Genomic DNA, 26,567 nt, shown 5'->3' on the forward strand with positions numbered 1-26,567 from the left:
GCCGGCCGCTCACCTATGGCATCCGATTCTGGAAGCCTTTCCGCCCTGGAGCAAGCCATGCAAGACCTCGATCCCGTCGAAACCCAGGAATGGCTGGACGCCCTGGAGTCCGTACTCGACCGCGAAGGTGAAGACCGCGCTCATTACCTGATGACCCGCATGGGCGAGCTGGCCAGCCGTAGCGGCACCCAACTGCCCTACGCGATCACCACGCCCTATCGCAACACCATTCCGGTAACCCACGAAGCACGCATGCCCGGCGACCTGTTCATGGAACGCCGGATCCGCTCCCTGGTGCGCTGGAACGCCCTGGCGATGGTGATGCGGGCGAACAAGCACGACCCGGACCTGGGCGGCCACATCTCCACCTTCGCCTCCTCGGCGACCCTCTACGACATCGGCTTCAACTATTTCTTCCAGGCTCCCACCGACGAACACGGCGGCGACCTGGTGTTCTTCCAGGGCCACGCGTCCCCCGGCGTCTACGCCCGGGCCTTCCTCGAAGGCCGCATCAGCGAGGAACAACTGGAGAACTTCCGCCAGGAAGTGGACGGCAACGGCCTGTCCTCCTATCCGCACCCCTGGCTGATGCCAGACTTCTGGCAGTTCCCCACCGTATCCATGGGCCTTGGCCCGATCCAGGCGATCTACCAGGCACGCTTCATGAAGTACCTGGAAAGCCGCGGCTTCATCCCCGCCGGCAAGCAGAAGGTCTGGTGCTTCATGGGCGACGGCGAGTGCGACGAGCCGGAATCCCTCGGCGCGATCTCCCTGGCCGGCCGCGAGAAACTCGACAACCTGATCTTCGTCATCAACTGCAACCTGCAGCGCCTCGACGGCCCGGTCCGCGGCAACGCCAAGATCATCCAGGAACTGGAAGGCGTGTTCCGCGGCGCCGAGTGGAACGTCAACAAGGTCATCTGGGGTCGCTTCTGGGACCCGCTGTTCGCCAAGGACACCGCCGGCCTGCTGCAGCAGCGCATGGACGAGGTCATCGACGGCGAATACCAGAACTACAAGGCGAAAGACGGCGCCTACGTGCGCGAGCACTTCTTCGGCGCGCGTCCGGAACTGCTGGAAATGGTCAAGGACCTTTCCGACGAGGAAATCTGGAAGCTCAACCGCGGCGGCCACGACCCCTACAAGGTCTATGCGGCCTACCACCAGGCGGTCAACCACAAGGGCCAGCCGACCGTCATCCTGGCCAAGACCATCAAGGGCTACGGCACCGGCAGCGGCGAAGCGAAGAACATCGCGCACAACGTGAAGAAGGTCGACGTCGACAGCCTGCGCGCGTTCCGCGACAAGTTCGACATCCCGGTCAAGGACGCCGACCTGGAGAAGCTGCCGTTCTACAAGCCTGAAGAAGGCAGCGCCGAGGCCAAGTACCTGGCCGAGCGCCGCGCCGCGCTGGGCGGCTTCATGCCGGTGCGCCGGCAGAAGAGCATGAGCGTGCCGGTTCCGCCGCTGGAAACCCTGAAGGCCATGCTCGACGGCTCCGGCGATCGCGAGATCTCCACCACCATGGCCTTCGTGCGGATCATCTCGCAGCTGGTCAAGGACAAGGAACTCGGCCCGCGCATCGTCCCGATCGTCCCGGACGAGGCCCGTACCTTCGGCATGGAAGGCATGTTCCGCCAGCTCGGCATCTACTCCTCGGTCGGCCAGCTCTACGAGCCGGTGGACAAGGACCAGGTGATGTTCTACCGCGAGGACAAGAAGGGCCAGATCCTCGAGGAAGGCATCAACGAGGCCGGCGCCATGTCCAGCTGGATTGCCGCCGGTACCTCCTACAGCACCCACAACCAGCCGATGCTGCCGTTCTACATCTTCTATTCGATGTTCGGCTTCCAGCGCATCGGCGACCTGGCCTGGGCCGCCGGCGACAGCCGCGCGCACGGCTTCCTGATCGGCGGCACCGCCGGTCGCACCACGCTGAACGGCGAAGGCCTGCAGCACGAGGACGGCCACAGCCACCTGCTGGCCTCGACCATCCCGAACTGCCGCACCTACGATCCGACCTACGCCTACGAACTGGCGGTGATCATCCGCGAAGGCTCGCGGCAGATGATCGAAGAGCAGCAGGACATCTTCTACTACATCACCGTGATGAACGAGAACTACGTCCAGCCGGCCATGCCGAAGGGCGCAGAGGAAGGCATCATCAAGGGCATGTACCTCCTCGAGGAGGACAAGAAGGAAGCCGCTCACCACGTGCAACTGCTGGGCTCCGGCACCATCCTGCGCGAAGTCGAGGAAGCGGCCAAGCTGCTGCGCAACGACTTCGGCATCGGCGCCGACGTCTGGAGCGTGCCGAGCTTCAACGAGCTGCGTCGCGACGGCCTTGCCGTCGAGCGCTGGAACCGCCTGCATCCGGGCCAGAAGCCGAAGCAGAGCTACGTCGAGGAGTGCCTGGGCGGCCGTCGCGGCCCGGTGATCGCCTCCACCGACTACATGAAGCTCTACGCCGAGCAGATCCGCCAGTGGGTTCCCTCCAAGGAGTACAAGGTGCTCGGCACCGACGGCTTCGGCCGCAGCGACAGCCGCAAGAAGCTGCGCAACTTCTTCGAAGTGGATCGTCACTGGGTGGTGCTGGCCGCGCTCGAAGCGCTGGCCGATCGCGGCGATATCGAGCCGAAAGTGGTGGCCGAGGCCATCGCCAAGTACGGTATCGATCCGGAGAAGCGCAACCCGCTGGATTGCTAATTCGCTCCATACTCCCCTCGGCAGCGAGGGGTTTCGAGCACGCCGGCGCCGCCAACGGGCGGCGCCGGCTCACAACGAACCAAGGACCAAAAGTCTTTGTTTTGCGCGCCGCACAGCGGTGGTGGCACGTAAAAGGAGAGGAATGTGAGCGAACTCATTCGCGTACCCGACATCGGCAACGGTGAGGGTGAAGTCATCGAGCTGCTGGTCAAGCCCGGCGACAAGGTCGAGGCCGATCAGAGCCTGCTGACCCTGGAATCCGACAAGGCCAGCATGGAAATCCCCAGTCCCAAGGCCGGGGTAGTGAAAAGCATCAAGGCGAAGGTCGGCGACACCTTGAAAGAAGGTGACGAAATCCTCGAGCTGGAAGTGGAAGGCGGCGAACAGCCTGCCGAAGCCAAGGCCGAGGCAGCGCCCGCCCAACCGGAAGCGCCGAAAGCCGAAGCGCCTGCTCCCGCCCCGAGCGAGAGCAAGCCGACCGCCCCCGCCGCGGCCAGCGTCCAGGACATCAAGGTCCCGGACATCGGCTCGGCCGGCAAGGCCAACGTCATCGAAGTGATGGTCAAGGCCGGCGACACGGTCGAGGCCGACCAGTCGCTGATCACCCTGGAATCCGACAAGGCCAGCATGGAGATCCCCTCGCCGGCCTCCGGGGTGGTGGAAAGCGTCTCGATCAAGGTCGGTGACGAAGTCGGCACCGGCGACCTGATCCTCAAGCTGAAGGTGGAAGGCGCCGCTCCGGCAGCCGAAGAGCAACCGGCAGCCGCTCCGGCCCAGGCCGCGGCGCCCGCCGCCGAGCAGAAGCCCGCCGCGGCGGCCCCTGCGCCAGCCAAGGCCGATACCCCGGCTCCGGTCGGCGCACCCAGCCGCGACGGCGCCAAGGTCCACGCCGGCCCGGCGGTGCGCATGCTGGCGCGCGAGTTCGGCGTCGAGCTGAGCGAAGTGAAAGCCAGCGGTCCCAAGGGTCGCATCCTCAAGGAAGACGTCCAGGTCTTCGTCAAGGAGCAACTGCAGCGCGCCAAGTCCGGCGGTGCCGGCGCCACCGGCGGAGCCGGCATCCCGCCGATCCCGGAAGTCGACTTCAGCAAGTTCGGCGAAGTGGAAGAAGTGGCGATGACCCGCCTGATGCAGGTCGGCGCCGCCAACCTGCATCGCAGCTGGCTGAACGTGCCGCACGTGACCCAGTTCGACCAGTCGGACATCACCGACATGGAAGCCTTCCGCGTTGCCCAGAAGGCCGCGGCGGAGAAGGCCGGGGTCAAGCTGACCGTACTGCCGATCCTGCTCAAGGCCTGCGCCCACCTGCTCAAGGAACTGCCGGACTTCAACAGTTCGCTGGCCCCCAGCGGCAAGGCGCTGATCCGCAAGAAGTACGTACACATCGGCTTCGCCGTGGACACTCCGGACGGCCTGCTGGTCCCGGTGATCCGCGATGTCGACCGGAAGAGCCTCCTGCAACTGGCCGCCGAGGCCGCCGAGCTGGCCGACAAGGCCCGCAACAAGAAGCTCTCGGCCGATGCCATGCAGGGCGCCTGCTTCACCATCTCCAGTCTCGGCCACATCGGCGGCACCGGCTTCACGCCGATCGTCAACGCGCCGGAAGTGGCGATCCTCGGTGTGTCCAAGGCGACCATGCAGCCGGTATGGGACGGCAAGGCCTTCCAGCCGCGCCTGATGCTGCCGCTGTCGCTGTCCTACGACCATCGCGTGATCAACGGTGCCGCCGCGGCGCGCTTCACCAAGCGCCTGGGCGAGCTGCTGGCGGACATCCGCACCCTGCTCCTGTAATACCTGCGCCGCTCCCCACGGAGCGGCCAGCCCCTCTCGCGAGCATGCCACGCTCGTCTCTCGGCCCCACCGGATGGTGGGGCTTTTTTTGCCCTCCTGACGGCTCGGCGAAACTGCGTCCCGTCGTACCGCCAGCGAATGCCACAGGACCCGCAGGCGCGAGTTCGGCGCGCACGATGACAGGCGCTCGACGCCAACCCTCCCGGCGAAGCCAACCCTACGAAAAACAGGGCTTTTCCAGCGGCACCGCAGAGCTCCGACCGTCCAGCGGTTTTTTCCCGGATACGCTTAACTTGGGCCCTGCCGGGCCGATACAGAGTTACTTGTCAGACCAATCGGCATAATGCACCCTTTGCCTGCACCCCATCGAAACGGGTCGAGGCCTCCCCCTCGCTCAGTACCTGGAATCAGCCTCGCATGAAAAGTCATCCCGATGCCGCCAGCCGTTCGGCGGCCGAGGTTGTCACGCAGCTACCCGTGCCGTCGCGGCTCGGGCTGCTGCGTTTCGAGCGGCTGAACGAGCCGAGCTGGGCACTGCTGTTCCTCGATCCTGCCTGCGAGCGCCAGCTCGGGCTGCCGGCGACTACCCTCTGCGCACTGCTCGATGCGCCTTACGCCAGCCTGATGGAACCCGAGGCCCGCCACCGCCTGCACGAGCAGATCCAGCAGCAACTGGTGAAGCGCCCGCACTACCAGGTGAGCTACAAGCTGCACACACCCAACGGCGTGCTGACCATGCTGGAGTTCGGCGAAGCCTTCCAGCAGCATGGCCGCCAGTTGCTGCACGGCTACCTGATGGTCGAGGAGCGAGCGGAGAGCGCCGAGCGCAGCGAACAGTTGCTCGACCTGGAATCGCAGAACCTGCGCCTGAAGGCGTCCCTGGACCTCTACCAGCGCTCCCAGGACGACCACCTGCAACACCTGCTGCGCTCGCGCACCCAGCAGAACCTGATCGTCCGCCTGGCCCGCCATCGCTACCTGTCCAGCGACCCGCTGCTGGAGGCTGCGCAACTGATCACCCAGGCCGCCTGCGAAGCCTACGGCACCGCGCGAGCCGGCATCTGGCGGCTGCTCGACGACCAGCGCCTGGAAGCGGTGACCGTCTACCGCCGCGACCTCGACCAGTACGAGAAGCCCCAGAGCATCGACGCCAGCCGCTACCCCGCCTACCTCGAGGCGGTACACAGCGGGCGCGCCATCGACGCCCACAACGCCCAGCGCGACCCACGCACCCAGGAACTCTACAAGGACTACCTGAAGCCGCTGGGCGTCAACGCCCTGCTCGACGCCACCATCCGCATCGGCGGCGAGGTGGTCGGCGTGCTGTGCCTGGAACACGCCGGCGAGAACCGCATGTGGCAGAGCGACGAGATCGCCTTCGCCGGGGAACTCGCCGACCAGTACGCGCAGGTCCTGATGAACCACGAGCGACGCAATGTCTCCAGCGCCCTGCACCTGTTCCAGCGCGCGGTGGAACAGAGCGCCAGCGCCTTCCTGCTGATCGACCGCGACGGCGTGGTGGAATACGTCAATCCGAGCTTCACCTCGATCACCCAGTACAGCGCCGACGAAGTGCGTAACCGACGCCTGTCCGAGCTACCGGCGCTGGAGAACCTCAGCGAGCTGCTGTTCGACGCGCGTTCCGCGCTGACTCAGCAGAACAGCTGGCAGGGCGAGTTCCGCAGCCGCCGCAAGAACCACGAGCCTTACTGGGGCCAGTTGTCGCTGTCGAAGGTCTACGACGATCTCGGCGAGCTGACCCACTACATCGGCATCTACGAAGACATCACGCAGAACAAGCTGGCCCAGCAGCACATCGAGAAACTCGCCTACCGCGACAACCTCACCGGCCTGGCCAACCGGCACTATTTCATCGGCGCCCTCGAGGAACGCCTGGAAAGCAGCGGCGACCGCCCGCTCAGCCTGCTGCTGGTGGACATCGACAACTTCAAGCGGATCAATGACAGCCTCGGCCACCAGACCGGCGACAAGCTGCTGGTCAGCCTGGCCCGGCGCTTGCGCAGTTGCCTCGGCGACGGCGCCACCCTGGCGCGCTTCGCCAGCAACGAGTTCGCCGTGCTGCTCGACGACACCGCGGTGGAAAAGGGCGAAAGCATTGCCGCGCAGGTCCTACACATGCTCGACAAGCCGCTGTTCGTCGACAACCAGTTGATCAACATCACCGGCTCCATCGGCCTGGCCAGCGCCCCGCAGCACGGCTGCGACCCGCAGACCCTGATGAAGTACGCCGGCCTGGCGCTGCACAAGGCCAAGGCCAACGGCAAGCACCAGGTCCAGGTGTTCACCGAGGCGCTGACCGCCGAGGCCAGCTACAAGCTGTTCGTCGAGAGCAACCTGCGCCGCGCCCTGGCGCAGAACGAACTGGCGGTGCACTACCAGCCCAAGCTGTGCCTGCGCAGCGGCCAGTTGCTCGGCCTGGAAGCCCTGCTGCGCTGGCAGCATCCGGAAAAAGGCATGATCCGCCCGGACCGCTTCATCAGCGTGGCCGAGGAAACCGGGCTGATCGTGCCGATCGGCAAGTGGGTGATCCGCGAAGCCTGTCGCCAGGCCCGCGAGCTGGCCGAGGCCGGGCTGGGCGAGCTGCAGATCGCCATCAACCTGTCGCCCAAGCAGTTCACCGACCCGGACCTGGTCGGCTCGATCGCGGCGATCCTCCACGAAGAGAACATCCCGGCCAGCCAGCTGGAACTGGAGCTCACCGAAAGCCTGCTGCTGGACGCCACCGACGATACCCGCCAGCAACTCGAACGCCTGAAGAGCCTCGGCCTGACTCTGGCGATGGACGACTTCGGCACCGGCTACTCGTCGCTGAGCTACCTGAAGAAATTCCCCATCGACGTGATCAAGATCGACCGCAGCTTCATCAAGGACATTCCGGACAGCCAGGACGACATGGAAATCACCTCGGCGGTGATCGCCATGGCCCACAACCTCAAGCTCAAGGTAGTCGCCGAAGGCGTGGAGAGCGCCGAGCAACTGGCCTTCCTCCGGCGCAACCGCTGCGACATCGGCCAGGGCTACCTGTTCGACCGGCCGATCCCCAGCGACCTGCTCAATACCAGTCTGCTGCGCTATCCCTGCCGCACCCTGCACTGATCGCCCAGGCTTCCCCCGCCGGCGCGGAAAGGCTGTACTCTCTGTGCTCATCCGCGAGTCATTCGCCTACCCCCTGAGCAGGAGACGAGAGCCATGGTTCTGCGTTCTGAAATCCTCACCAAGAAAAGCGAGCTGCCCACGCCGGACCAGGCCCTGCCGGGTCGCGAAAGCGCCATGCCGGTGCCCGAAGCGCACTTCGTCAACGGCCGCCCGCTGACCGCGCCGTTCCCCGCCGGCCTGCAACAGGTGCTGTTCGGCATGGGCTGCTTCTGGGGCGCCGAGCGTCGCCTCTGGCAGCAACCGGGTGTCTGGGTGACCGCGGTGGGTTATGCCGGCGGCTACACGCCGAACCCGACCTACGACGAAGTCTGCTCCGGCCTGACCGGCCACAGCGAGGTCGTGCTGGTGGTCTACAACCCGCAGGAGACCAGCTTCGAACAGCTGCTCAAGGTATTCTGGGAAGCCCACGACCCGACCCAGGGCATGCGCCAGGGCGGCGACATCGGCACCCAGTACCGCTCGGTGATCTACACCTTCGACGCGGCCCAGAAGGCCGCGGCCTTGGCCAGCCGGGAGAACTTCCAGGCCGAACTGGCGAAAGCCGGCTACGACCGCATCACCACCGAGATCGCCGACGTCCCGCCCTTCTACTACGCCGAGGCCTACCACCAGCAGTACCTGGCGAAGAACCCCAACGGCTACTGCGGCCTGGGCGGCACCGGGGTGTGCCTGCCGGCCTGACGACTATTCCGCCACCAGCCAGTCGAGACGCCAGCCGCCCTGGCTCTGGGCCATGACCTCGGCCAGCCAGGGCAGCAGGTCGCGCAGTTCGTCTTCCAGCGGCCACGGCGGATTGACGATGGCCAGCCCGGAGCCGTTGAAACGCTCGGCGTCGTCGATCGGATGCACGTGCAGCTCGGCACGCAGCAGCTTCGGCGCGACGCTACGTTCCAGGGCCTGGTAGAAACGCTTGAGCTGGCGCTCGTCCTTGATCGGATACCAGATCACCACCACCGTCTGGCGCATCCGCCCGATCGCCTCGTCGAGCGCAGCGACACAACGCTGCAATTCGTCGGCCTGCTCGAACGGCGGATCGATCAGCAGCACCGCGCGCTTTTCCGGCGCCGGCAGGAACGCCCGCGGCAGCAGCCAACCGTCGCCCTGGTGCACGGCGACCCGCCGTTCGCCAGCCATGTTGGCCTTGAGCAGGCGGCCGTCCTCGGGATGCAATTCGTTGAGCAGCACGCGGTCCTGGGCGCGGGTCAGGCGCCGCGCCAGTTCCGGCGAGCCCGGGTAGTAGCGCAGGGAGCCGTCCGGATTCAGGTGACGGATCACGTCCAGGTAATCGTCCAGTTGCTCGGGCAGGCCTTCGCGCTCCCACAGGCGGGCGATGCCCTGCTCCCACTCGCCGGTGCGGCTGGCCTCGTCACCCTGCAGGTCGTAGAGGCCGACCCCGGAATGGCTGTCCAGGTAGGCGTACGGCGTGTCCTTGCGCCCCAGTAGGGCGAAGATCCGCGCCAGCACCAGGTGCTTGAAGACATCGGCATGGTTGCCGGCGTGGTAAGCGTGACGATAGTTCATGATGACTGCTCCTTGGACAGCGCCAGGCAGCGCTGCTAGCCGGACCGCCCGGCCCCGGCGGATTCGCGCCGACCCCGCGTCGGCACAGGCCCTCGCCCATGGGCGAGGGGCGCGGATTCTACCAGCCTCCCGAGGCTTCGGCAGCGGTCTCGCCGTCGCAGGTTTGGCCCTTGTATCACGCATATCGATGTTGGTTGGCGACCTTCATTCACCAGCCTAGACTCGCTGGCACCCTGGCACCGCCTGCGACGGTCGATGCCTTCGCCGCGCCGCCCCACGATCCCCTTTCGCCGAGGTCGTCATGTCCGAAACCCTGCTCAGTTCCCGCAACCTGGCGTTCGAGCTGTACGAAGTCCTCGATGCCGAAGCCCTGACCCAGCGCCCGCGCTTCGCCGAACATAGCCGCGAAACCTTCGATGCCGCCCTCGGCACCGCGCGGAGCCTGGCGGAAAAGCTGTTCGCCCCGCACAACCGCAAGGGCGACGAACACGAGCCGCTCTATGAGAATGGCTCAGCCACGCTGATTCCGGAAGTGAAGCCGGCAGTGGATGCCTTCCTCGACGCCGGCTTCCTCAACGCCACCCGCAGCTTCGAGCAAGGCGGCATGCAGTTGCCGACCCTGCTGTCGCAGGCCTGCTTCGCCCACTTCCAGGCGGCCAACGTCGGTAGCTCGGCCTATCCGTTCCTGACCATGGGTGCCGCCAACCTGATCGAGAGCTTCGGCAGCGAGGAGCAGAAGCAGCGCTTCCTGCAACCGATGATCGAGGGCCGCTTCTTCGGCACCATGGCCCTCACCGAACCGCACGCCGGCTCCTCCCTCTCCGACATCCGCACCCGCGCCGAACCGGCCGCCGACGGCAGCTATCGGATCAAGGGCAACAAGATCTTCATCTCCGGCGGCGACCACCCGCTCTCCGAGAACATCGTGCATATGGTCCTGGCCAAGCTGCCGGATGCACCGCCGGGGGTGAAAGGCATCTCGCTGTTCATCGTGCCGAAGTTCCTGGTCAACGCCGACGGCAGCCTCGGGCCGCGCAACGACGTGATCCTCGCCGGCCTGTTCCACAAGATGGGTTATCGCGGCACCACCTCCACCGCGCTGAACTTCGGCGACAACGGCGCCTGCGTCGGCTACCTGGTGGGCAAGCCGCACCACGGCCTGGCCTACATGTTCCAGATGATGAACGAGGCGCGCATCGGCGTCGGCATGGGCGCGGTGATGCTTGGCTATGCCGGTTACCTCTATTCGCTGGAGTACGCCCGCGAACGCCCGCAGGGCCGCCTGCCGGACGGCAAGGACCCGAGCGCGCCACAGGTGGCGATCATCCGCCACGCCGACGTGCGGCGCATGCTGCTGACCCAGAAGGCCTATGTCGAAGGCGCCTTCGACCTGGGCCTGTACGCCGCGCGCCTGTTCGACGACAGCCAGACCCTGGAAGACGACGAACAGCGCCGCCAGGCCCACGACCTGCTCGACCTGCTGACCCCGATCGTCAAGTCCTGGCCCTCGGAGTTCTGCCTGAAGGCCAACGAGCTGGCGATCCAGATCCTCGGCGGCCACGGCTACACCCGCGAATACCCGGTGGAACAGTACTACCGCGACAATCGCCTGAACCCGATCCACGAAGGCACCCACGGCATCCAGTCCCTCGACCTGCTGGGACGCAAGGTCGGGCAGAACAATGGCGCCGGCCTGCGCCAGCTGACCCGCCTGATCCAGGACGCCTGCCGGCGCGCCGAAGCCCACCCATCCCTGGTCGCCCTGCGCCAGCCGCTGGAACGGCTGGTGGCGCGGCTGTCCGAGGTGACCCTGGCACTGCTCGGCGACCTGATGCAGGGCCAGGTCAACCAGGGCCTGGCCAACTCGGCGCTGTACCTGAAAGTGTTCGGCCATGCGGTGATCGGCTGGCGCTGGCTGGAGCAGGCGATCCGCGCCGAGGAAGGGCTGGCTCGCGGCGACTGCGCCGACGCCGACTTCTATCGCGGCAAGTTGCAGGCCGCACGCTACTTCCTGACCTGGGAAGTGCCTGGCTGCCACCACGAACTGGCGCTGCTGGAGGCCCGCGACGACGTGTGTTCGAGCATGCAGGAAGAATGGTTCTGATCCTGCCTGCCCTTTCCCGCCCCGGTCACGTCCGGGGCTTTTTTATGTCCGGGCATGGACGCCGGGTTGCCGTTGCCTGGCGGCCACGCCGGCGAGTCCGCGCGCACTCGCCCGGACAACGCGAAAGCCTTGGAATTCCTTCGAAAAAAACCGCAGCCGCCCCTTTACAGTCCGCCAAATCCGCAGGTTAGAATCACTTGGCATGCGGCCTGCATCCTGTCTACGTAATTCCCCTACGTAAAACCGACCCGTAGCGTCGCCTTCCCCCTGTCCCGCCGCGAGGAGGCCGACCTTGGACGCCGTCACCGTCAATAATTTCTTCCTGATCGGGGCGGTGCTGGTCGGCATGAGCATCCTCGTCAGCTCGCTGTCCTCCCGCCTGGGCATCCCGATCCTGGTGATCTTCCTCGCCGTCGGCATGATCGCCGGCAACGACGGGGTCGGCGGCATCGTCTTCGACAACTATCCGATGGCCTACCTGGTGGGCAACCTGGCGCTCGCCGTGATCCTCCTCGACGGCGGCCTGCGCACCCGCGTCTCCAGCTTCCGCGTGGCGCTCTGGCCGGCATTGTCGCTGGCCACCCTGGGCGTGCTGGTGACCACCGGCCTGACCGGCATCGCGGCAGCCTGGCTGTTCGACCTGCACTGGATGGAAGGCCTGCTGATCGGCGCCATCGTCGGCTCCACCGACGCCGCCGCGGTGTTCTCCCTGCTCGGCGGCAAAGGTCTCAACGAGCGGGTCACCGCGACCCTGGAAATCGAATCGGGCAGCAACGACCCAATGGCGGTGTTCCTCACCGTGACCCTGATCGAGATGCTCGCCAGCGGCCAGACCGGCCTCAGCTGGGGCTTCGCCCTGCACCTGGTGCAGCAGTTCGGTCTCGGCGCCCTGCTCGGTCTTGGCGGCGGCTGGTTGCTGCTGCAACTGATCAACCGCATGCACCTGGCCGGCGGCCTCTACCCGTTGCTGGTGATCAGCGGCGGCCTGCTGGTGTTCGCCCTGGCCAACGCCGTCGGCGGCAGCGGCATCCTCGCCATCTACCTGTGCGGCCTGCTCCTCGGCAACCGCCCGATCCGCAGCCGCCACGGCATCCTGCACATGCTCGACGGCATGGCCTGGCTGGCGCAGATCGGCATGTTCCTGGTCCTCGGCCTGCTGGTCACCCCCCACGACCTGTGGCCGATCGCCCTGCCGGCACTGGCCCTGGCGCTGTGGATGATCCTGGTGGCACGACCGCTGTCGGTACTGATCGGACTGATCCCGTTCCGCGCCTTCCACGACCGCGAGAAAGCCTTCATCGCCTGGGTCGGCCTGCGCGGCGCGGTGCCGATCATCCTCGCGGTGTTCCCGCTGATGGCCGGCCTGCAGAACGCCCAGCTGTTCTTCAACGTGGCCTTCTTCATCGTCCTGGTCTCGCTGCTGGTGCAGGGCACCAGCCTGCCCTGGGCGGCCAGGCTGCTGCGGGTGGTGGTGCCGCCGGATCCGGCACCGATATCCCGCGCCGGCCTGGAGATCCACCCGACCAGCGAGTGGGAGCTGTTCGTCTACCACCTGAACAAGGAAAAGTGGTGCATCGGCGCCGCCCTGCGCGAGCTGAAGATGCCCGGCGGGACCCGGATCGCCGCGCTGTTCCGCGGCACCGAACTGCTCCACCCGTCGGGCAGCACCATCCTCGAGGCCGACGACATTCTCTGCGTGATCGGCCACGAACACGACCTGCCGGCCCTCGGCAAGCTGTTCAGCCAGGCGCCCGACCGGGGCCTCGGCGCGCGCTTCTTCGGCGACTTCGTGCTGGAAGGCGATGCCCAGCTGTCGGCGGTGGCCTCGCTCTACGGCCTGAAGCTCGACGGCATCGACGGCGAGCAAGCGCTGGGCCGCTTCATCGCCCACGAGATCGGCGGCGAAGCGGTGATCGGCGACCAGGTGGAGTGGAACGGCCTGACCTGGACCGTGGCCGCCCTGGAAGGCAACCGTATCCGCAAGGTCGGCGTGAAGTTTCCGGAAGGCCGCCCAGGACCCGGACTTTTCCTCTGATTTCCTGTCGAATTCCCGTTCCGAGGCGCCTTGCGGCGCCTCGGAGCCACCACTAACCTGCATTCACCCTTCTTCGAGTCTCTTCTCGACCATGCCTGCCCTTCGCTCCCTGATCGCTATTCTTTTCCTCGGCCTCTGCCTTGCCAGTCCGCCGCTCCTCGCCCAGTCCGAGCCGCCCTCGGCCGAGGCCGTCCAGCAAAGCCTCGACAAGCTGGCCGAGCGCAAGCTCGCCGAAGCCGACCAGAAGGTCGCCAAGGCCAGCCTCGAACAGACCCTCAAGTTCCTCGCCGCGCGCGACGAAGCGCTGCAGAGCCTGGAGGACCTGAAAAAGCGCCTGAGCGACGCGCCCCGGCAGATCGAGGAAAACCAGCGCGAACTGGAGCGCCTGAAGAAGACCAAAGAACGTCCGGTCAGCGAACGCTACAGCGGCGAGAGCGCGGCCCGCCTGGAAATGCTGCTCAACGACCGCACCACCCAGCAGGCCGAGTGGCAGAAAGCCCTGGGCGAGGCCAACAGCCTGTCGATCACCGCCGAGACCCGTCCGGAACGAGCCCAGGCCGGCATCAGCAGCATGCAGGCACGGATCCTGGAAATCGGCTCGCTGCTCAAGGCCGGCAAGGAAAGCGGCAAGACGATCAACGCCGACCGTCGCGGCGAGCTGCTCGCCGAGCAGGCCGCATTGACCGTGCAGAGCCAGCTGTTGCGCCAGGAGCTGGCCGGCAACAACCTGCTGCAGGACCTCGGCAAGAGCCAGCACGATCTGCTCACCGAGAAGATCTCGCGCCTGGAAAAGGAAACCCTCGACCTGCAGGCGCTGATCAGCGAGAAGCGCCGCGAGCAGTCGGAAAAGACCGTCGCCGAGCTGTCCAAGGAAGGCGCCCAGGGGGCCGGCACCGACAGCCTGCTGAGCCAGGAGAACGCCAAGAACCTGCGTCTCTCCGACTACCTCCTGCGTGCCACCGACCGCCTCAACGTGCTCACCCGGCGCAACCTCGAGACCAAGCAGCAACTGGACAACCTGACCCAGTCCAACCAGGCCCTCGAGGAACAGATCAACGTCCTGCGCGGCAGCCTGCTGCTGTCGCGCATCCTCTACAAGCAGAAACAGGCGCTGCCCAAGATCAAGGCCGACCAGAGCCTGGCCGACGAGATCGCCGACCTGCGCCTCGGCCAGTTCGAACTGAACCAGGAACGCGACAAGCTGGCGACCCCGCAGCAATACCTGGACGACCTGCTCGCCCAGCAGCCCAGCGAGCAGGTCACGCCGGAACTGCGCAAGGATCTCGACACCCTGTTGGCAACCCGTTCCGAGTTGCTCGAACGGCTCAACCACGAACTCAACGCGCTGCTCAACGAAGCGATCACCTTGCAGTTGAACCAGAAACAGTTGCTTTCCACCAGCGAGAGCCTGCGCACCACCCTCGACGAGCAGATGTTCTGGATTCCCAGCAACCAGCCGCTCGACCTGTCCTGGTTCAAGATGACCCCGACCCTGCTGAAGAACCAGCTCACCGAGATCCCCTGGGGCTCCGGGGTGCGTGAACTGGGCGAAGGCCTGGTCGATCGGCCGCTGCTGTTCCTGCCGCTGTTCCTGCTGATCGCCGCGCTGCTGTGGAAACGCCGCTACCTGTACGACAAGCTGGCGGAGCTGAACGACGACATCGGCCACTTCAAGCGCGACAGCCAACTGCATACCCCGCTGGCGATCCTGATCACCATCCTCCTCGCCCTGCCCGGCACCCTGACCTTCGCCGTCGCCGGGCTGGCCCTGCTGCTGGACGCCCGCGGCCAGAACGCCACCCTCGGCAGCGCCCTGCTGGAAATGGCCCAGGTCTGGCTGCTGTTCTACACCGCCCATCGCATCCTCACCCCGGGCGGCATCGCCGAGCGGCATTTCCACTGGAGCCGCGAACAGGTCGGCTTCCTCGACCGGCACCTGGTCCGCCTCGGCGTTGTGGTCCTGGCGCTGGTCGGCGTGGTGACGGTGGCCGAGCACCAGCCGGCGAGTCTGGCCGACGACGTGATCGGCATCGCCGTGGTCCTGCTCGGCTACGCGGCCATGGCCTGGCTGCTCAGCCGCCTGCTGTTCAGCAGCCCCGGCGACGAACGTCCGTCGCTGATCAAGATGATCGTCGGCATCCTCTTCACCGCGCTGCCGCTGGTGCTCTTCGTCGCGGTCTGCTTCGGCTACTACTACACCTCGCTGAAGCTCACCGACCGTCTCATCGATACCCTTTACCTGCTGCTGCTCTGGTTCGTCATCGAAGCCGCCTTCGTCCGCGGCCTGGGCGTGGCGGCCCGGCGCCTGGCCTACGCCCGGGCCCTGGCGAAACGGCAGAACGCGGCGAAGGAAGGCGTCGACGGCGAGACCAACGTCGAGGAGCCGACCCTCGGCATCGAGCAGATCAACCAGCAATCGCTGCGGCTGATCCGCCTGGCTCTGCTGATCGGCTTCATCGTCTGCCTGTACTGGGTCTGGGCCGACCTGATCAGCGTGATCTCCTACCTCGACAACGTCACCCTGTACCAGTACACCGCCGGCACCGGCGAAGCGGCCACCAGCGTGCCGATCAGCCTGCGCGACTTCCTCGCGGCGCTGGCCATCGCGGTGGTCACCGTGGCCCTGGCGCGCAACCTGCCCGGCCTGCTGGAAGTCCTGGTACTGCAGCGCCTGACCCTGGCCCAGGGCAGCGCCTACGCCACCACCACCCTGCTTTCCTACGCCATCAGCGGCATCGGCATCGTCAGCGCCCTGTCCACCCTCGGGGTCAGCTGGGACAAGCTGCAATGGCTGGTGGCGGCGCTCTCGGTAGGCCTCGGTTTCGGCCTGCAGGCGATCTTCTCCAACTTCGTCTCCGGCCTGATCATCCTCTTCGAGCGTCCGGTACGAATCGGCGACGTGGTGACCATCGGCAACCTGTCCGGCACGGTCAGCCGGATCCGCATCCGCGCCACCACCATCACCGATTTCGACCGCAAGGAGATCATCGTCCCGAACCAGACCTTCATCACCGGGCAACTGGTGAACTGGTCGCTGAGCGATACCGTGACCCGGGTCACCATCAAGATCGGCCTGGCCTACGAGACCGACCTGCCGCTGGCGCGCAAGCTGATGATGCAGGCGGTCAAGGAAAACCCGCGGGTACTGCGCGACCCGGAGCCGCTGCTGTACTTCCTAACCATCAGCGCCAGTACCTTCGACTACGAGCTGCGCTTCCACGTCCGCGAACTGGGCGACCGCAACCCCTCTACCGACGAGATCCTGACGAAGATCGCCACCAGCTTCCGCGAACACAAGATCGACATGGCTTTCAACCAGGTCGATGTGTTCGTCAAGAACCTCCAGGGCCAGCAGGTCCAGCTGTTCGTCGGCGAGCCGCAGCACAGCGGCGTCGGCAATCCGCCCGCGCTCAAGGGCCAGGACGGTCCCGCCGAACCGACCCGCTGAACCTCCGGGCCTGGACGCCCTCCGGCAATTCCCAGCACAATGCTCGGGAATTGCCGGAGGCCTCTCTTGAAATCACTCGACGACCTCGACTTCGACAACCGCTTCGCCCGCCTGGGCGGCGCCTTCTCCACCGAAGTCCTGCCCGACCCCATCGCCGAGCCGCGCCTGGTGGTAGCCAGCCCCGCCGCCCTGGCGCTGCTCGACCTGCCAGCGGAAACCAGCGACGAAGCGCTGTTCGCCGAACTGTTCGGCGGGCACAAGCTGTGGTCGGAGGCCGAGCCGCGGGCGATGGTGTATTCCGGCCACCAGTTCGGCTCCTATAACCCGCGCCTGGGCGACGGCCGCGGCCTGCTGCTCGGCGAGGTGATCAACCAGGCCGGCGAGCACTGGGACCTGCACCTCAAGGGCGCCGGCCAGACCCCCTACTCGCGGATGGGCGACGGGCGCGCCGTGCTGCGCTCGTCGATCCGCGAGTTCCTCGCCTCCGAAGCCCTTCCGGCACTGGGCATTCCCAGCAGCCGGGCGCTCTGCGTGATCGGTTCGAGCACGCCGGTCTGGCGCGAGAAGAAGGAAAGCGCGGCGACGCTGCTGCGCCTGGCGCCCAGCCACGTGCGCTTCGGTCACTTCGAATACTTCTACTACACCCGCCAGCACGACCAGTTGAAACAGTTGGCGGCGTTCGTTCTGGAACACCACTTCGCCGACTGCAACGCAGCCGAGCGGCCGTACGCGGCGATGTTCCGCCAGGTCGTCGAGCGCAACGCCGAACTCATCGCCCGCTGGCAGGCCTATGGCTTCTGCCACGGGGTGATGAACACCGACAACATGTCGATCCTCGGCATTACCTTCGACTACGGGCCCTACGCCTTCCTCGACGATTTCGACGCCAATCACATCTGCAATCACTCCGACGACGCCGGCCGCTACTCCTTCAGCAACCAGGTACCGATCGCCCATTGGAACCTGGCCGCCCTGGCCCAGGCGCTGACGCCACTGGTGGAAGTGGACGAACTGCGCGCCAGCCTCGACCTGTTCCTGCCCCTCTACCAGGCCCACTACCTCGACCTGATGCGCCGGCGCCTGGGCCTGGGCGTCGCCGCGGAGAACGACCATGCCCTGGTCCAGGAACTGTTGCAGCGCATGCAGGGCAGCGCGGTGGATTACTCGCTGTTCTTCCGCCGACTCGGCGAAGAAACTCCGGAGCGGGCGCTGGCCAGCCTGCGCGACGACTTCGTCGACCGCGAGGCCTTCGACCGCTGGGCCGAGGCCTACCGCCGGCGCGTCGAGGAAGAAGGCGGAGACCAGGAGTCGCGGCGCCGGCGCATGCACGCGGTCAATCCGCTCTATGTGCTGCGCAACTACCTGGCACAGCAGGCCATCGAAGCGGCCGAGCAGGGCGACTACACGGAAGTCCGCTTGCTGCACCAGGTACTGAGTCGCCCGTTCGAGGAACAGCCGGGCATGGGGCGCTTCACTCGGCGCCCGCCGGACTGGGGGCGGCACCTGGAAATCAGTTGCTCCTCCTGACGGGATGCCCTGACAGAACGGCGGCCGATAATGCCGCAATGGAATAAATACCTTCGGAAAACTTCTTAGACGCACTAAGAAAAGCCGATTATCTTCGCCGCCACACTTATTCCAGCCTGTTCTACCACCTCCTGTCAGGCGCCTTGCCGCATGAAGATACGCGACCTCGATCTCAGCCAGAGTTCGATCAACACCGAACACCAGGCGCTAGGTCTGCCTCCTGTCGAAGATTTCGTCACCCATCCGGACGACCACCCGGTACTGCGCGCCGCCATGTGGGCGGCGGTGCTGATCCTGGTCGGCCTGCTCGCCTTCCTGGCCTGGCGCCTGTTCTTCGACAACGGCGGCAGCAGCGGCTTCGAGATCATCGAGCAGGCCCTGACCAGCCGAGGTTTCTGGAGCGCGGTGGCGGTGGGCTTCTTCGCCCAGGTGATCGACGGTGCGCTGGGCATGGCCTACGGCATTACTGCCACCACCTTCCTGCTCAGCGCTGGCGCCACGCCGGCCGCCGCCAGCGCCAGCGTGCACATCGCCGAAGTGTTCACCACCGGCTTTTCCGGGATTTCCCACGTCAAGCTCGGCAACGTCAACAAGTCACTCTTCCTCCGCCTGCTGCTGCCGGGAATGATCGGCGCGGTGCTCGGCGCCGTGCTGATCACCCGCTTCGACGGCCACCAGCTCAAGCCCTTCATCTCCGCCTACCTGCTGCTGATGGGCCTGTACATCCTGAGCAAGGCCTACCGCCACGTGATCAAGCGCCGGGCACCGCGCCACGTGGCCAAGCTGGCACTCTTCGGCGGCTTCGTCGATGCCGCCGGCGGCGGCGGCTGGGGCCCGGTGGTCACCAGCAGCCTGATCGGCTCGGGTAGCGACCCGCGCACCACCATCGGCTCGGTGAACTTCGCCGAGTTCTTCCTGACCATCGCCAGCGCCACCTCCTTCATCCTCCTCGCCGGCCAGCCGGACACCTGGAAGATGGTCGCCGGACTGGTCTTCGGCGGCCTGTTCGCCGCGCCGTTCGCCGCCCTGCTGTGCAAGAAGCTTTCGCCGCGCACCCTGCTGGTCATCGTCGGCACCCTGATCACCCTGATCAGCGCCTACAACATCTACATCGGCCTGCGCTGACAGGCATAAGCGGCGAACACAACGGTCTAACCAGGCACGCTTTTCCTTGCCCGGGCGCATTGACCCGCCCGGCGCGCTTTCCCATGCTGCGTCCTTCCAATCTGCCCGAAGGAACGCTGCATGAAACTGGAAACCCTGGCCGTCCACGCCGGCTACAGCCCTGACCCGTCCACCCGCGCGGTGGCGGTGCCGATCTACCAGACCACCTCCTACGCTTTCGACGACACCCAGCATGGCGCCGACCTGTTCGACCTGAAGGTACCGGGCAACATCTACACACGGATCATGAACCCCACCAACGATGTACTGGAACAGCGCGTCGCGGCGCTGGAAGGCGGGGTCGGGGCGCTGGCGGTGGCCTCGGGGATGGCGGCCATCACCTACGCGATCCAGACCGTCGCCGAAGCCGGCGACAACATCGTCTCGGTGGCCAAGCTCTACGGCGGCACCTACAACCTGCTGGCCCACACCCTGCCACGCATCGGCATCCAGGCGCGCTTCGCCGCCCACGACGACATCGCCGCCCTGGAAGCGCTGATCGACGAGCGGACCAAGGCCGTGTTCTGCGAAACCATCGGCAACCCGGCGGGCAACATCATCGACCTGCAGGCACTGGCCGACGCCGCTCACCGCCACGGCGTACCGCTGATCGTCGACAACACGGTAGCCACCCCGGTGCTCTGCCGGCCGTTCGAGCACGGTGCCGACATCATCGTGCACTCGCTGACCAAGTACATGGGCGGCCACGGCACCAGCATCGGCGGGATCGTGGTCGACTCCGGCAAATTCGACTGGGCGGCGAACAAGTCGCGCTTCCCGCTGCTGAACACGCCCGATCCGTCCTACCACGGCGTCACCTACACCGAGGCCTTCGGACCCGCCGCCTTCATCGGCCGCTGCCGGGTGGTACCGCTGCGCAACATGGGCGCGGCGCTCTCGCCGTTCAACGCCTTCCTCATCCTCCAAGGCCTGGAGACCCTGGCGCTGCGCATGGAGCGCCACTGCGACAACGCCCTCGCCGTAGCCCGCTACCTGCAACAACATCCGCAGGTGGCCTGGGTGAAATACGCCGGCCTCGCCGACAACCCCGAGCACGCCCTGGCCCGGCGCTACCTGGGGGGCCGCCCGGCGGCGATCCTGTCCTTCGGCATCCAGGGCGGCAGCGCCGCCGGCGCGCGCTTCATCGACGCCTTGAAGCTGGTGGTGCGGCTGGTCAACATCGGCGACGCCAAGTCCCTGGCCTGCCACCCGGCGAGCACCACCCACCGCCAGTTGAACGCAGAGGAACTGGCCCGCGCCGGAGTCTCCGACGACATGGTGCGGCTGTCGATCGGCATCGAGCACATCGACGACATCCTCGCCGACCTCGACCAGGCCCTGGCCGCCGCCGCACGCTGAGCGGATCGGTCAGTCCGGGCGAGCGTTTCGGTCCTTGCCCGGCCTGGCCGGCCGGCTAGTCTGGCTGGGATCCCCGACATGGAGAGCGCCATGCCACTGCCCACCGAACTCGCCAGGCACCTGACCGAAGAAAAGATCGCCTTCGTCCAGCGCAGCGGACTCAGGGCGGAAGTCCTCGAACCCGGCTACGTGCGCCTGCGCATGCCGGGCGCCGGCAACGAGAACCACATCGGCAGCATGTACGCCGGGGCGCTCTTCACCCTCGCCGAAATTCCCGGTGGCGCGCTGTTCCTGACCAGCTTCGACAGCGCCCGCTTCTATCCCATCGTCAAGGAGATGACCTTGCGCTTCCGCCGCCCGGCCAAGGGCGACATACGCGTCGAGGCACGCCTGGATGCCGAGCGCATCCGCCAACTGGAAACCGAGGCTGGAGAGCGCGGCAAGGCCGAATACAGCCTCGAACTGCAACTCACCGACGAGCAGGGGGAGGTGGTGGCGGAAAGCACCGCGCTGTACCAGCTACGCAGCCACGCGCGGCCCTGACTGGCAGATTTCGCAGGGCCCGGCGAAGGTTTTTTCTGCCATGGATCAAGGTCCGTAGCGAGCTGCGGCGCGACAGTGGAGAAGCCAGCGTAGCCATCCCACGGAGTCCGCCATGATCCGCCACCTCCTGGTCGCCCACGACCTCACCCCGGAAGCCGACGTCGCCCTCGCCCGCGCCGCCCAACTGGCCCGCCAGCACGATGCGCGGGTCAGCCTGCTGCACGTGTACGACCCGGGGCTATCGGCGTCAGCGGTGAAGACCGTCAGCGCCATGCTGCAGCTCAAGCGCAAGGAGGCCGGCCTCGACGAGGACAGCGCCATCCACCTGTTCAGGGGCCAGCCGGTCGACGGCATCCTGCAGCAGACCCGGGCGCTCGAACCGGACCTGTTGCTGATGGGCGCACACCACCAGAAGACCTTCGAACGCTTCGGCAACACCACCCTCGACCAGGTGGTGCGGCGCAGCCGGGTGCCGGTGCTGCTCGCCGTGCGCGAGGCGGACGAACCCTACCGCCAGGCGCTCAGCGCCCTGGACTTTTCCCAGTGCGCCTGTACCGCGCTGCGCCAGGCCTACCGCCTGCTGCCGGTGGAAGCCGACCTGCACGCCCTGCACGTGTTCGAGTCTCCCGACGACAGCGTGCTCGGCCTGCCCAGGCAGAATGCCGCGCACCTGGCCACCCAGGCCGGGCTGATCGAACAATTGCTGAGCGACGAGCAGGAGCGCCTGCCGGGCGTCGGGCCGCAGCTGAGCCACGAAGTGGTTCCCGGCGTGCTGCCGTACAGCCTGGACGCCGCGTTGAAGCAGCGCCAGCCGGAGCTGCTCGCCCTCGGCCGGCACAGCCGCAACGCGCTGATGCAGGCGCTGCTCGGCAACCTGGCGCAACGTTACCTGCGCCAGCCGAGCTGTGACGTCCTGGTTACCTCGTAGAAGCGCTGCCGCAGAGGCTGCTCAGCTTTCGAGAAGCCCGTGCAACTCGACGAACTGCTGGGTCAACTTGTGCCGCGGTTCGAGGAAGATCAGCGGGGTGCAAGCCTGGTGCGACTCGCGCATCTTCACCGAGCTCATCAGGTACACCGGCAGCACCGGCAGTTCCTCCGCCACCAGCTCGTCGAGCAGTTGCTGCGGCAGGCTGGCGCGCGGCTGGAACTGGTTGACCACGATGCCCTCGACCTGCAGGTCTTCGTTGTGGTCGTCGCGCAGTTCCTCGATCTCCTGGAGAAGGCCATACAGCGCCTGGCGGGAGAAGCTGTCGCAATCGAAGGGGATCAGGCAGCGATCGGCAGCGATCAGCGCAGATACCGTGTAGAAATTCAGTGCCGGCGGGGTATCCAGGTAGATCCGGTCGTAGTCTTCGTCCAGTTCGTCCAGCAATTTGCGCAGCTTGTTGATCTTGTGCTTCGACTCCAGCTTCGGCTGCAGGTCGGCCAGTTCGGGGCTGGAGGTGACGATGTGCAGGTTGTCGAACGGCGTCTCGTAGATCTCGACCCTGCCCTTCTTGCTGAAGGGCCCGGAAGACAAGGTCTGCTTGAAGAAGTCGGCGATCCCCACCGGCAGGTCCTCGCCGGTCAGTCCGGTCAGGTAGTGCGTGGAGTTGGCCTGGGCGTCCAGGTCCACCAGCAGGGTGCGATAGCCCTCCGCCGCGCTGACCGCCGCCAGGTTGCAGGCGATGCTGGACTTGCCTACCCCGCCTTTCTGATTGAACACCACGCGCCGCATGGGAAATCTCCGTGAGCCGAGCCTGATCCCGGATGATAGGCAAAGCCGCGGGCAAGCGCGAGCGCCGTCTCGGTCCTGACGTAGAGCGGTTCAGCGCCGGCGCAGGCTGGCCGCCTCACGGGTCACCAGGTCGATGAAGGACAGCGCCAGCGGCGAGCCCTCGTTCTGCCGACGGACCAGCCATACCGCAGTCGTCGCCTCGGGATCGCTCAGGGTGCGGTAGACCACGCCGTCGACCCGGGTGCGGCGGAACGACGCCGGCAGGATCGACACCCCCAGTCCGGCCGAGACCAGGCCGATGATGGTCATCGCCTCGCTGGCCTCCTGGGCGATGCGCGGGCTGAAGCCGGCCTGTCGGGTCAGGGCGATGACCTGGTCGTAGAGCCCGGTGCCGTAGCTGCGCGGGAAGAACACGAAGGGCTCCTCGGCCAGGGCGGCGATGGCCAGGCCATCCTCGCTGCCGGCCGCCAGCGGATGGTCGGCCCGCAGCACCGCCACCAGCGGTTCGCGGAACAACTCCACCCAATGCACCGCATCCGGCAGCGCCAGCGGGCGGATCACGCCCACCTGCAGGCTTTCCTCGAGCAGCGCCTTGAGTACCTGGCGGCTGCTCATTTCCTGCAGGTCGAGGTGTACGTCCGGATAGGCCTTGCGGAAGGCATGGATGCTGCTGGGTATGGTCGAGGTGAAGGGTGCCGAGGAAGTGAAACCGATCTTCAGCTCGCCCAGTTCCCCCAGGTGGGCCCGACGCGCCAGCAGCACCGCCTTGTCTACCTGGGCCAGCACCTGGCGGGACTCGTCGAGGAACAGCCGGCCGGCGTCGGTGAGTTCGACGCGGCGGTTGGTGCGCTCGAACAGGCGCGCACCGATTTCCTCCTCCAGCGCCTGGATCTGCTGGCTCAACGGCGGCTGGGAGATCCCCAGGCGCTCGGCGGCGCGGCCGAAGTGCAGCTCCTCGGCGACGGCGATGAAATAGCGCAGGTGCCTGAGTTCCACGCGGCCCTCCAATTAGGTCTTTTTACATATCAATCGTGTCGATCAATATATTGGAAATCATATAAACCTATCTATATCCTTTGCCACATAACCTCCAACAACGACCCCTTGTCCCTGAAATCCAGGTGGCGCGGCCTCGTTGTGCCTGCTCGCCACCGTCCCCAGAGGTGCCCCGTGAGCAATCCGCAAGTCCGGCCACAGGCCGAAGAAGAACCCGCGTTAATCGAGGCGGCCCGCGAAGCAGCCAACGAGGTGCTGGAAGCCGCCACCGAAGTCGAACGCTATATCGAAAAAGGCACCCCGCAGTTCATGCGCACCTCCCTGGCGCTGTTCTCCGGCGGTTTCGCCACCTTTGCCCTGCTCTACTGCATCCAGCCGATGATGCCGGTGCTGTCCAAGGCGTTTTCCATCAGCGCCGCGGAAAGCAGCCTGGCATTGTCCGTCGCCACCGCCATGCTCGCCCTTGGCCTGCTGGTCACCGGCCCGATCTCCGACGCGATCGGTCGCAAGCCGGTGATGGTCGTCTCGCTGCTGGCCGCCGCGCTGTTCACCCTCGGCAGCGCGGTGATGCCCACCTGGCATGGCGTGCTGCTGATGCGCGCGCTGGTCGGGCTGTCCTTGAGCGGCCTGGCCGCGGTGGCGATGACCTATCTCAGCGAAGAGATCCATCCGCAGCACATCGGCCTGTCGATGGGCCTGTACATCGGCGGCAACGCCATCGGCGGGATGAGCGGACGCCTGATCAGCGGCGTCCTGGTCGATTTCATCTCCTGGCATGCCGCACTGGCGGTCCTCGGCGGCCTGGCCCTGGTCGCCGGGCTGGTGTTCTGGCGCGTGCTGCCCGAATCGAAACACTTCCGGCCGGCACCGCTGAAGCCGGCGACCCTGCTCAACGGCTACCGCCTGCACTTCCGCGACGCCGGACTGCCCTGGCTGTTCCTGATCGGCTTCCTGCTGATGGGCAGCTTCGTCACCCTGTTCAACTACATCGGCTACCGCCTGCTGGCCGAGCCCTACCACATGAGCCAGGCGGTGGTCGGCGTGCTCTCGGTGGTTTACCTCTCGGGCATCTACAGCTCGGCCTGGGTCGGTTCGCTGGCCGACAAGCTGGGGCGACGCAAGGTGCTCTGGGCGGTCATCCTGCTGATGCTCGGCGGCCTGCTGCTGACCCTGTTCGAGCCGATCCCGCTGATGCTCGCCGGCCTGCTGCTATTCACCTTCGGCTTCTTCGGCGCGCACTCGGTGGCGAGCAGCTGGATCGGGCGCCGCGCCCTGCGCGCCAAGGGCCAGGCCTCGTCGCTCTACCTGTTCAGCTACTACGTCGGCTCGAGCCTGGCCGGCACCCTCGGCGGGGTGTTCTGGCATTACTACGGCTGGAACGGCATCGGGCTGTTCATCGGCTCGCTGCTGGTGGTCGCGGTATTGGTCTCGCTGCACCTGGCGCGCCTGCCGGCCCTGCCTGGCAACACCCTGGCGCAGGCCGCCCACTGAGTTCGAGGTGCCGGTCTCCCGGCGCCTTCACTCCGACCAGAAGCGTACTCCGGTCAGTTCCTCCGATCGCGCCCACAGCCGCGCGGCCAGCCCCAGGTCGCGCGCATTCCGCGGAATCCGCGCCGCCGCCGGATAACCGCGGGTTTCCAGCCAGCGATCCGGGCCGACATAGGCGCCGCCATACCAGCGCTGTTCGGTCAGCGCGGAAAGTGCCGGCAACGCCCCCATCTCCGCCGATTGCGCGAACGCTCCGTTGGCCACCTTCATCGCCCAGCGTCCCAGGCGCGAACCGGACATCGCCGGCGCCGCGTACTGCAGGTTGGTCGCCGCGTAGCCCGGATGCGCCGCCAGGCTCTGCAGAAGCACGCCCCGCTGGCCGGCGCGGCGCTGCAACTCCAGGCTGAACAGCAGATTGGCCTGCTTGCTGTGGCAATAGGCGAGATAGCGGTTGTAGCCGCGCTCGGCGTTGAGGTCGTCGAGCGGCAGCCGGCCGAACTGGTTGAAACCGCTGGTCATGCCCACCACCCTGGGCCGTGGAGCGGCCAGCAACGACTCCAGCAGCAGTCCCGTAAGGGCGAAGTGGCCGAGGTGATTGGTGCCCATCTGCATCTCGAAACCGTCGCGGGTACGCCGCAGGGGCAGGAACATCACTCCGGCGTTGTTGAACAAGAGATCGAGGCGTGCGTGGCGCTGACGGAAACCGGCGGCGCAGGCGCGGATCGAGGCGAGGTCGGCCAGGTCGAGATCGGCCAGCTCCAGGCGTGCCTGGGGATACTCGTCGAGGATCGCCCGCCGCGCCCGCTCCGCCTGTTCGCGATTGCGGCAGGCCATCACCACGGTCGCCCCTTTGCCGGCCAGCGTGCGCGCCGCCTGCCAACCCAGGCCGCTGTTGGCGCCGGTGACCAGCGCCAGGCGCCCGGCCAGTTGTGGAATGTTGCGTCGTGCCCAGGGATGCATCGCTCGTTCTCCGCTTGACTGCGTTGCCGGGCAG

17 protein-coding genes are annotated in these 26,567 nt (G+C 66.5%); 13 read left to right on the top strand and 4 right to left on the bottom strand.

Annotated elements, in window-relative coordinates; genetic code table 11:
• Window positions 1-57 precede the first annotated feature (57 nt).
• From aceE to msrA, 4 genes are all read left to right on the top strand, one after another.
• Window positions 58-2,706, top strand: a complete 2,649-nt coding sequence (gene aceE / locus LJF27_RS01670) for a pyruvate dehydrogenase (acetyl-transferring), homodimeric type (protein ID WP_003114556.1) — start codon at window positions 58-60, stop codon at window positions 2,704-2,706.
• Window positions 2,707-2,850: 144 nt separating this feature from the next.
• Complete coding sequence (gene aceF, locus LJF27_RS01675) at window positions 2,851-4,494, top strand: dihydrolipoyllysine-residue acetyltransferase (protein WP_023114911.1); 1,644 nt, start codon at window positions 2,851-2,853, stop codon at window positions 4,492-4,494.
• A 417-nt stretch (window positions 4,495-4,911) separates the two neighbouring features.
• Entirely contained in the window at window positions 4,912-7,611 is a 2,700-nt protein-coding gene (dipA, locus tag LJF27_RS01680; RefSeq protein WP_003106476.1) for a phosphodiesterase DipA, read from the top strand.
• Window positions 7,612-7,704: 93 nt separating this feature from the next.
• Window positions 7,705-8,352 carry a peptide-methionine (S)-S-oxide reductase MsrA gene (gene msrA, locus LJF27_RS01685; protein WP_019726979.1) on the top strand — a complete coding sequence of 216 codons (648 nt, stop codon included), beginning with the start codon at window positions 7,705-7,707 and terminating at the stop codon, window positions 8,350-8,352.
• A 3-nt stretch (window positions 8,353-8,355) separates the two neighbouring features.
• Here the strand turns inward: msrA and LJF27_RS01690 are convergent, their stop codons facing one another.
• Window positions 8,356-9,192, bottom strand: a complete 837-nt coding sequence (locus LJF27_RS01690; RefSeq protein ID WP_003095790.1) for a 23S rRNA (adenine(2030)-N(6))-methyltransferase RlmJ — start codon at window positions 9,190-9,192, stop codon at window positions 8,356-8,358.
• Between the two features lie 301 nt (window positions 9,193-9,493).
• On the opposite strand from LJF27_RS01690, the gene LJF27_RS01695 reads away from it, so the two are divergent.
• The 8 genes from LJF27_RS01695 (at window position 9,494) to LJF27_RS01730 (ending at window position 22,300) form a co-directional block, all read left to right on the top strand.
• On the top strand, window positions 9,494-11,296 hold the full coding sequence (locus LJF27_RS01695) for an acyl-CoA dehydrogenase (protein WP_003114561.1): 1,803 nt from the start codon (window positions 9,494-9,496) through the stop codon (window positions 11,294-11,296).
• 292 nt (window positions 11,297-11,588) lie between these two features.
• The gene (locus LJF27_RS01700) at window positions 11,589-13,331 is read left to right on the top strand and encodes a potassium/proton antiporter (protein ID WP_003106481.1); all 1,743 of its coding nucleotides are present in this window, start codon (window positions 11,589-11,591) and stop codon (window positions 13,329-13,331) included.
• A 91-nt stretch (window positions 13,332-13,422) separates the two neighbouring features.
• Entirely contained in the window at window positions 13,423-16,779 is a 3,357-nt protein-coding gene (gene mscK / locus LJF27_RS01705; protein WP_003103675.1) for a mechanosensitive channel MscK, read from the top strand.
• Between the two features lie 66 nt (window positions 16,780-16,845).
• Window positions 16,846-18,306, top strand: coding sequence for a protein adenylyltransferase SelO (gene selO / locus LJF27_RS01710; RefSeq protein WP_023086707.1), 1,461 nt, complete (start codon window positions 16,846-16,848; stop codon window positions 18,304-18,306).
• 150 nt (window positions 18,307-18,456) lie between these two features.
• On the top strand, window positions 18,457-19,431 hold the full coding sequence (locus LJF27_RS01715) for a sulfite exporter TauE/SafE family protein (protein ID WP_003103681.1): 975 nt from the start codon (window positions 18,457-18,459) through the stop codon (window positions 19,429-19,431).
• A 120-nt stretch (window positions 19,432-19,551) separates the two neighbouring features.
• Window positions 19,552-20,829 (top strand): bifunctional O-acetylhomoserine aminocarboxypropyltransferase/cysteine synthase, encoded by a 1,278-nt coding sequence (locus tag LJF27_RS01720; RefSeq protein ID WP_003125609.1) that lies wholly within the window; start codon window positions 19,552-19,554, stop codon window positions 20,827-20,829.
• 90 nt (window positions 20,830-20,919) lie between these two features.
• A complete protein-coding gene (locus LJF27_RS01725; protein ID WP_003116142.1) occupies window positions 20,920-21,372 on the top strand; it encodes a YiiD C-terminal domain-containing protein in 453 nt (150 codons plus the stop codon).
• A gap of 112 nt (window positions 21,373-21,484) precedes the next feature.
• On the top strand, window positions 21,485-22,300 hold the full coding sequence (locus tag LJF27_RS01730; RefSeq protein ID WP_023087868.1) for a universal stress protein: 816 nt from the start codon (window positions 21,485-21,487) through the stop codon (window positions 22,298-22,300).
• 21 nt (window positions 22,301-22,321) lie between these two features.
• Here LJF27_RS01730 and LJF27_RS01735 read toward each other — a convergent pair whose 3' ends face one another.
• Window positions 22,322-23,089, bottom strand: coding sequence for a ParA family protein (locus LJF27_RS01735; protein WP_003103688.1), 768 nt, complete (start codon window positions 23,087-23,089; stop codon window positions 22,322-22,324).
• A 90-nt stretch (window positions 23,090-23,179) separates the two neighbouring features.
• Window positions 23,180-24,085 carry a LysR family transcriptional regulator gene (locus LJF27_RS01740; protein WP_003095817.1) on the bottom strand — a complete coding sequence of 302 codons (906 nt, stop codon included), beginning with the start codon at window positions 24,083-24,085 and terminating at the stop codon, window positions 23,180-23,182.
• A 174-nt stretch (window positions 24,086-24,259) separates the two neighbouring features.
• Between LJF27_RS01740 and LJF27_RS01745 the strand changes: the two genes are divergently transcribed.
• Complete coding sequence (locus LJF27_RS01745; RefSeq protein WP_023087869.1) at window positions 24,260-25,576, top strand: MFS transporter; 1,317 nt, start codon at window positions 24,260-24,262, stop codon at window positions 25,574-25,576.
• Between the two features lie 27 nt (window positions 25,577-25,603).
• On the opposite strand, the gene LJF27_RS01750 is transcribed toward LJF27_RS01745, so the two are convergent.
• A complete protein-coding gene (locus LJF27_RS01750) occupies window positions 25,604-26,533 on the bottom strand; it encodes an oxidoreductase (RefSeq protein ID WP_003123611.1) in 930 nt (309 codons plus the stop codon).
• Between the last annotated feature and the right edge of the window lie 34 nt (window positions 26,534-26,567).

Source organism: Pseudomonas sp. 203-8, from assembly GCF_020708595.1.
Classification (GTDB): Bacteria; Pseudomonadota; Gammaproteobacteria; order Pseudomonadales; family Pseudomonadaceae; genus Pseudomonas; species Pseudomonas aeruginosa.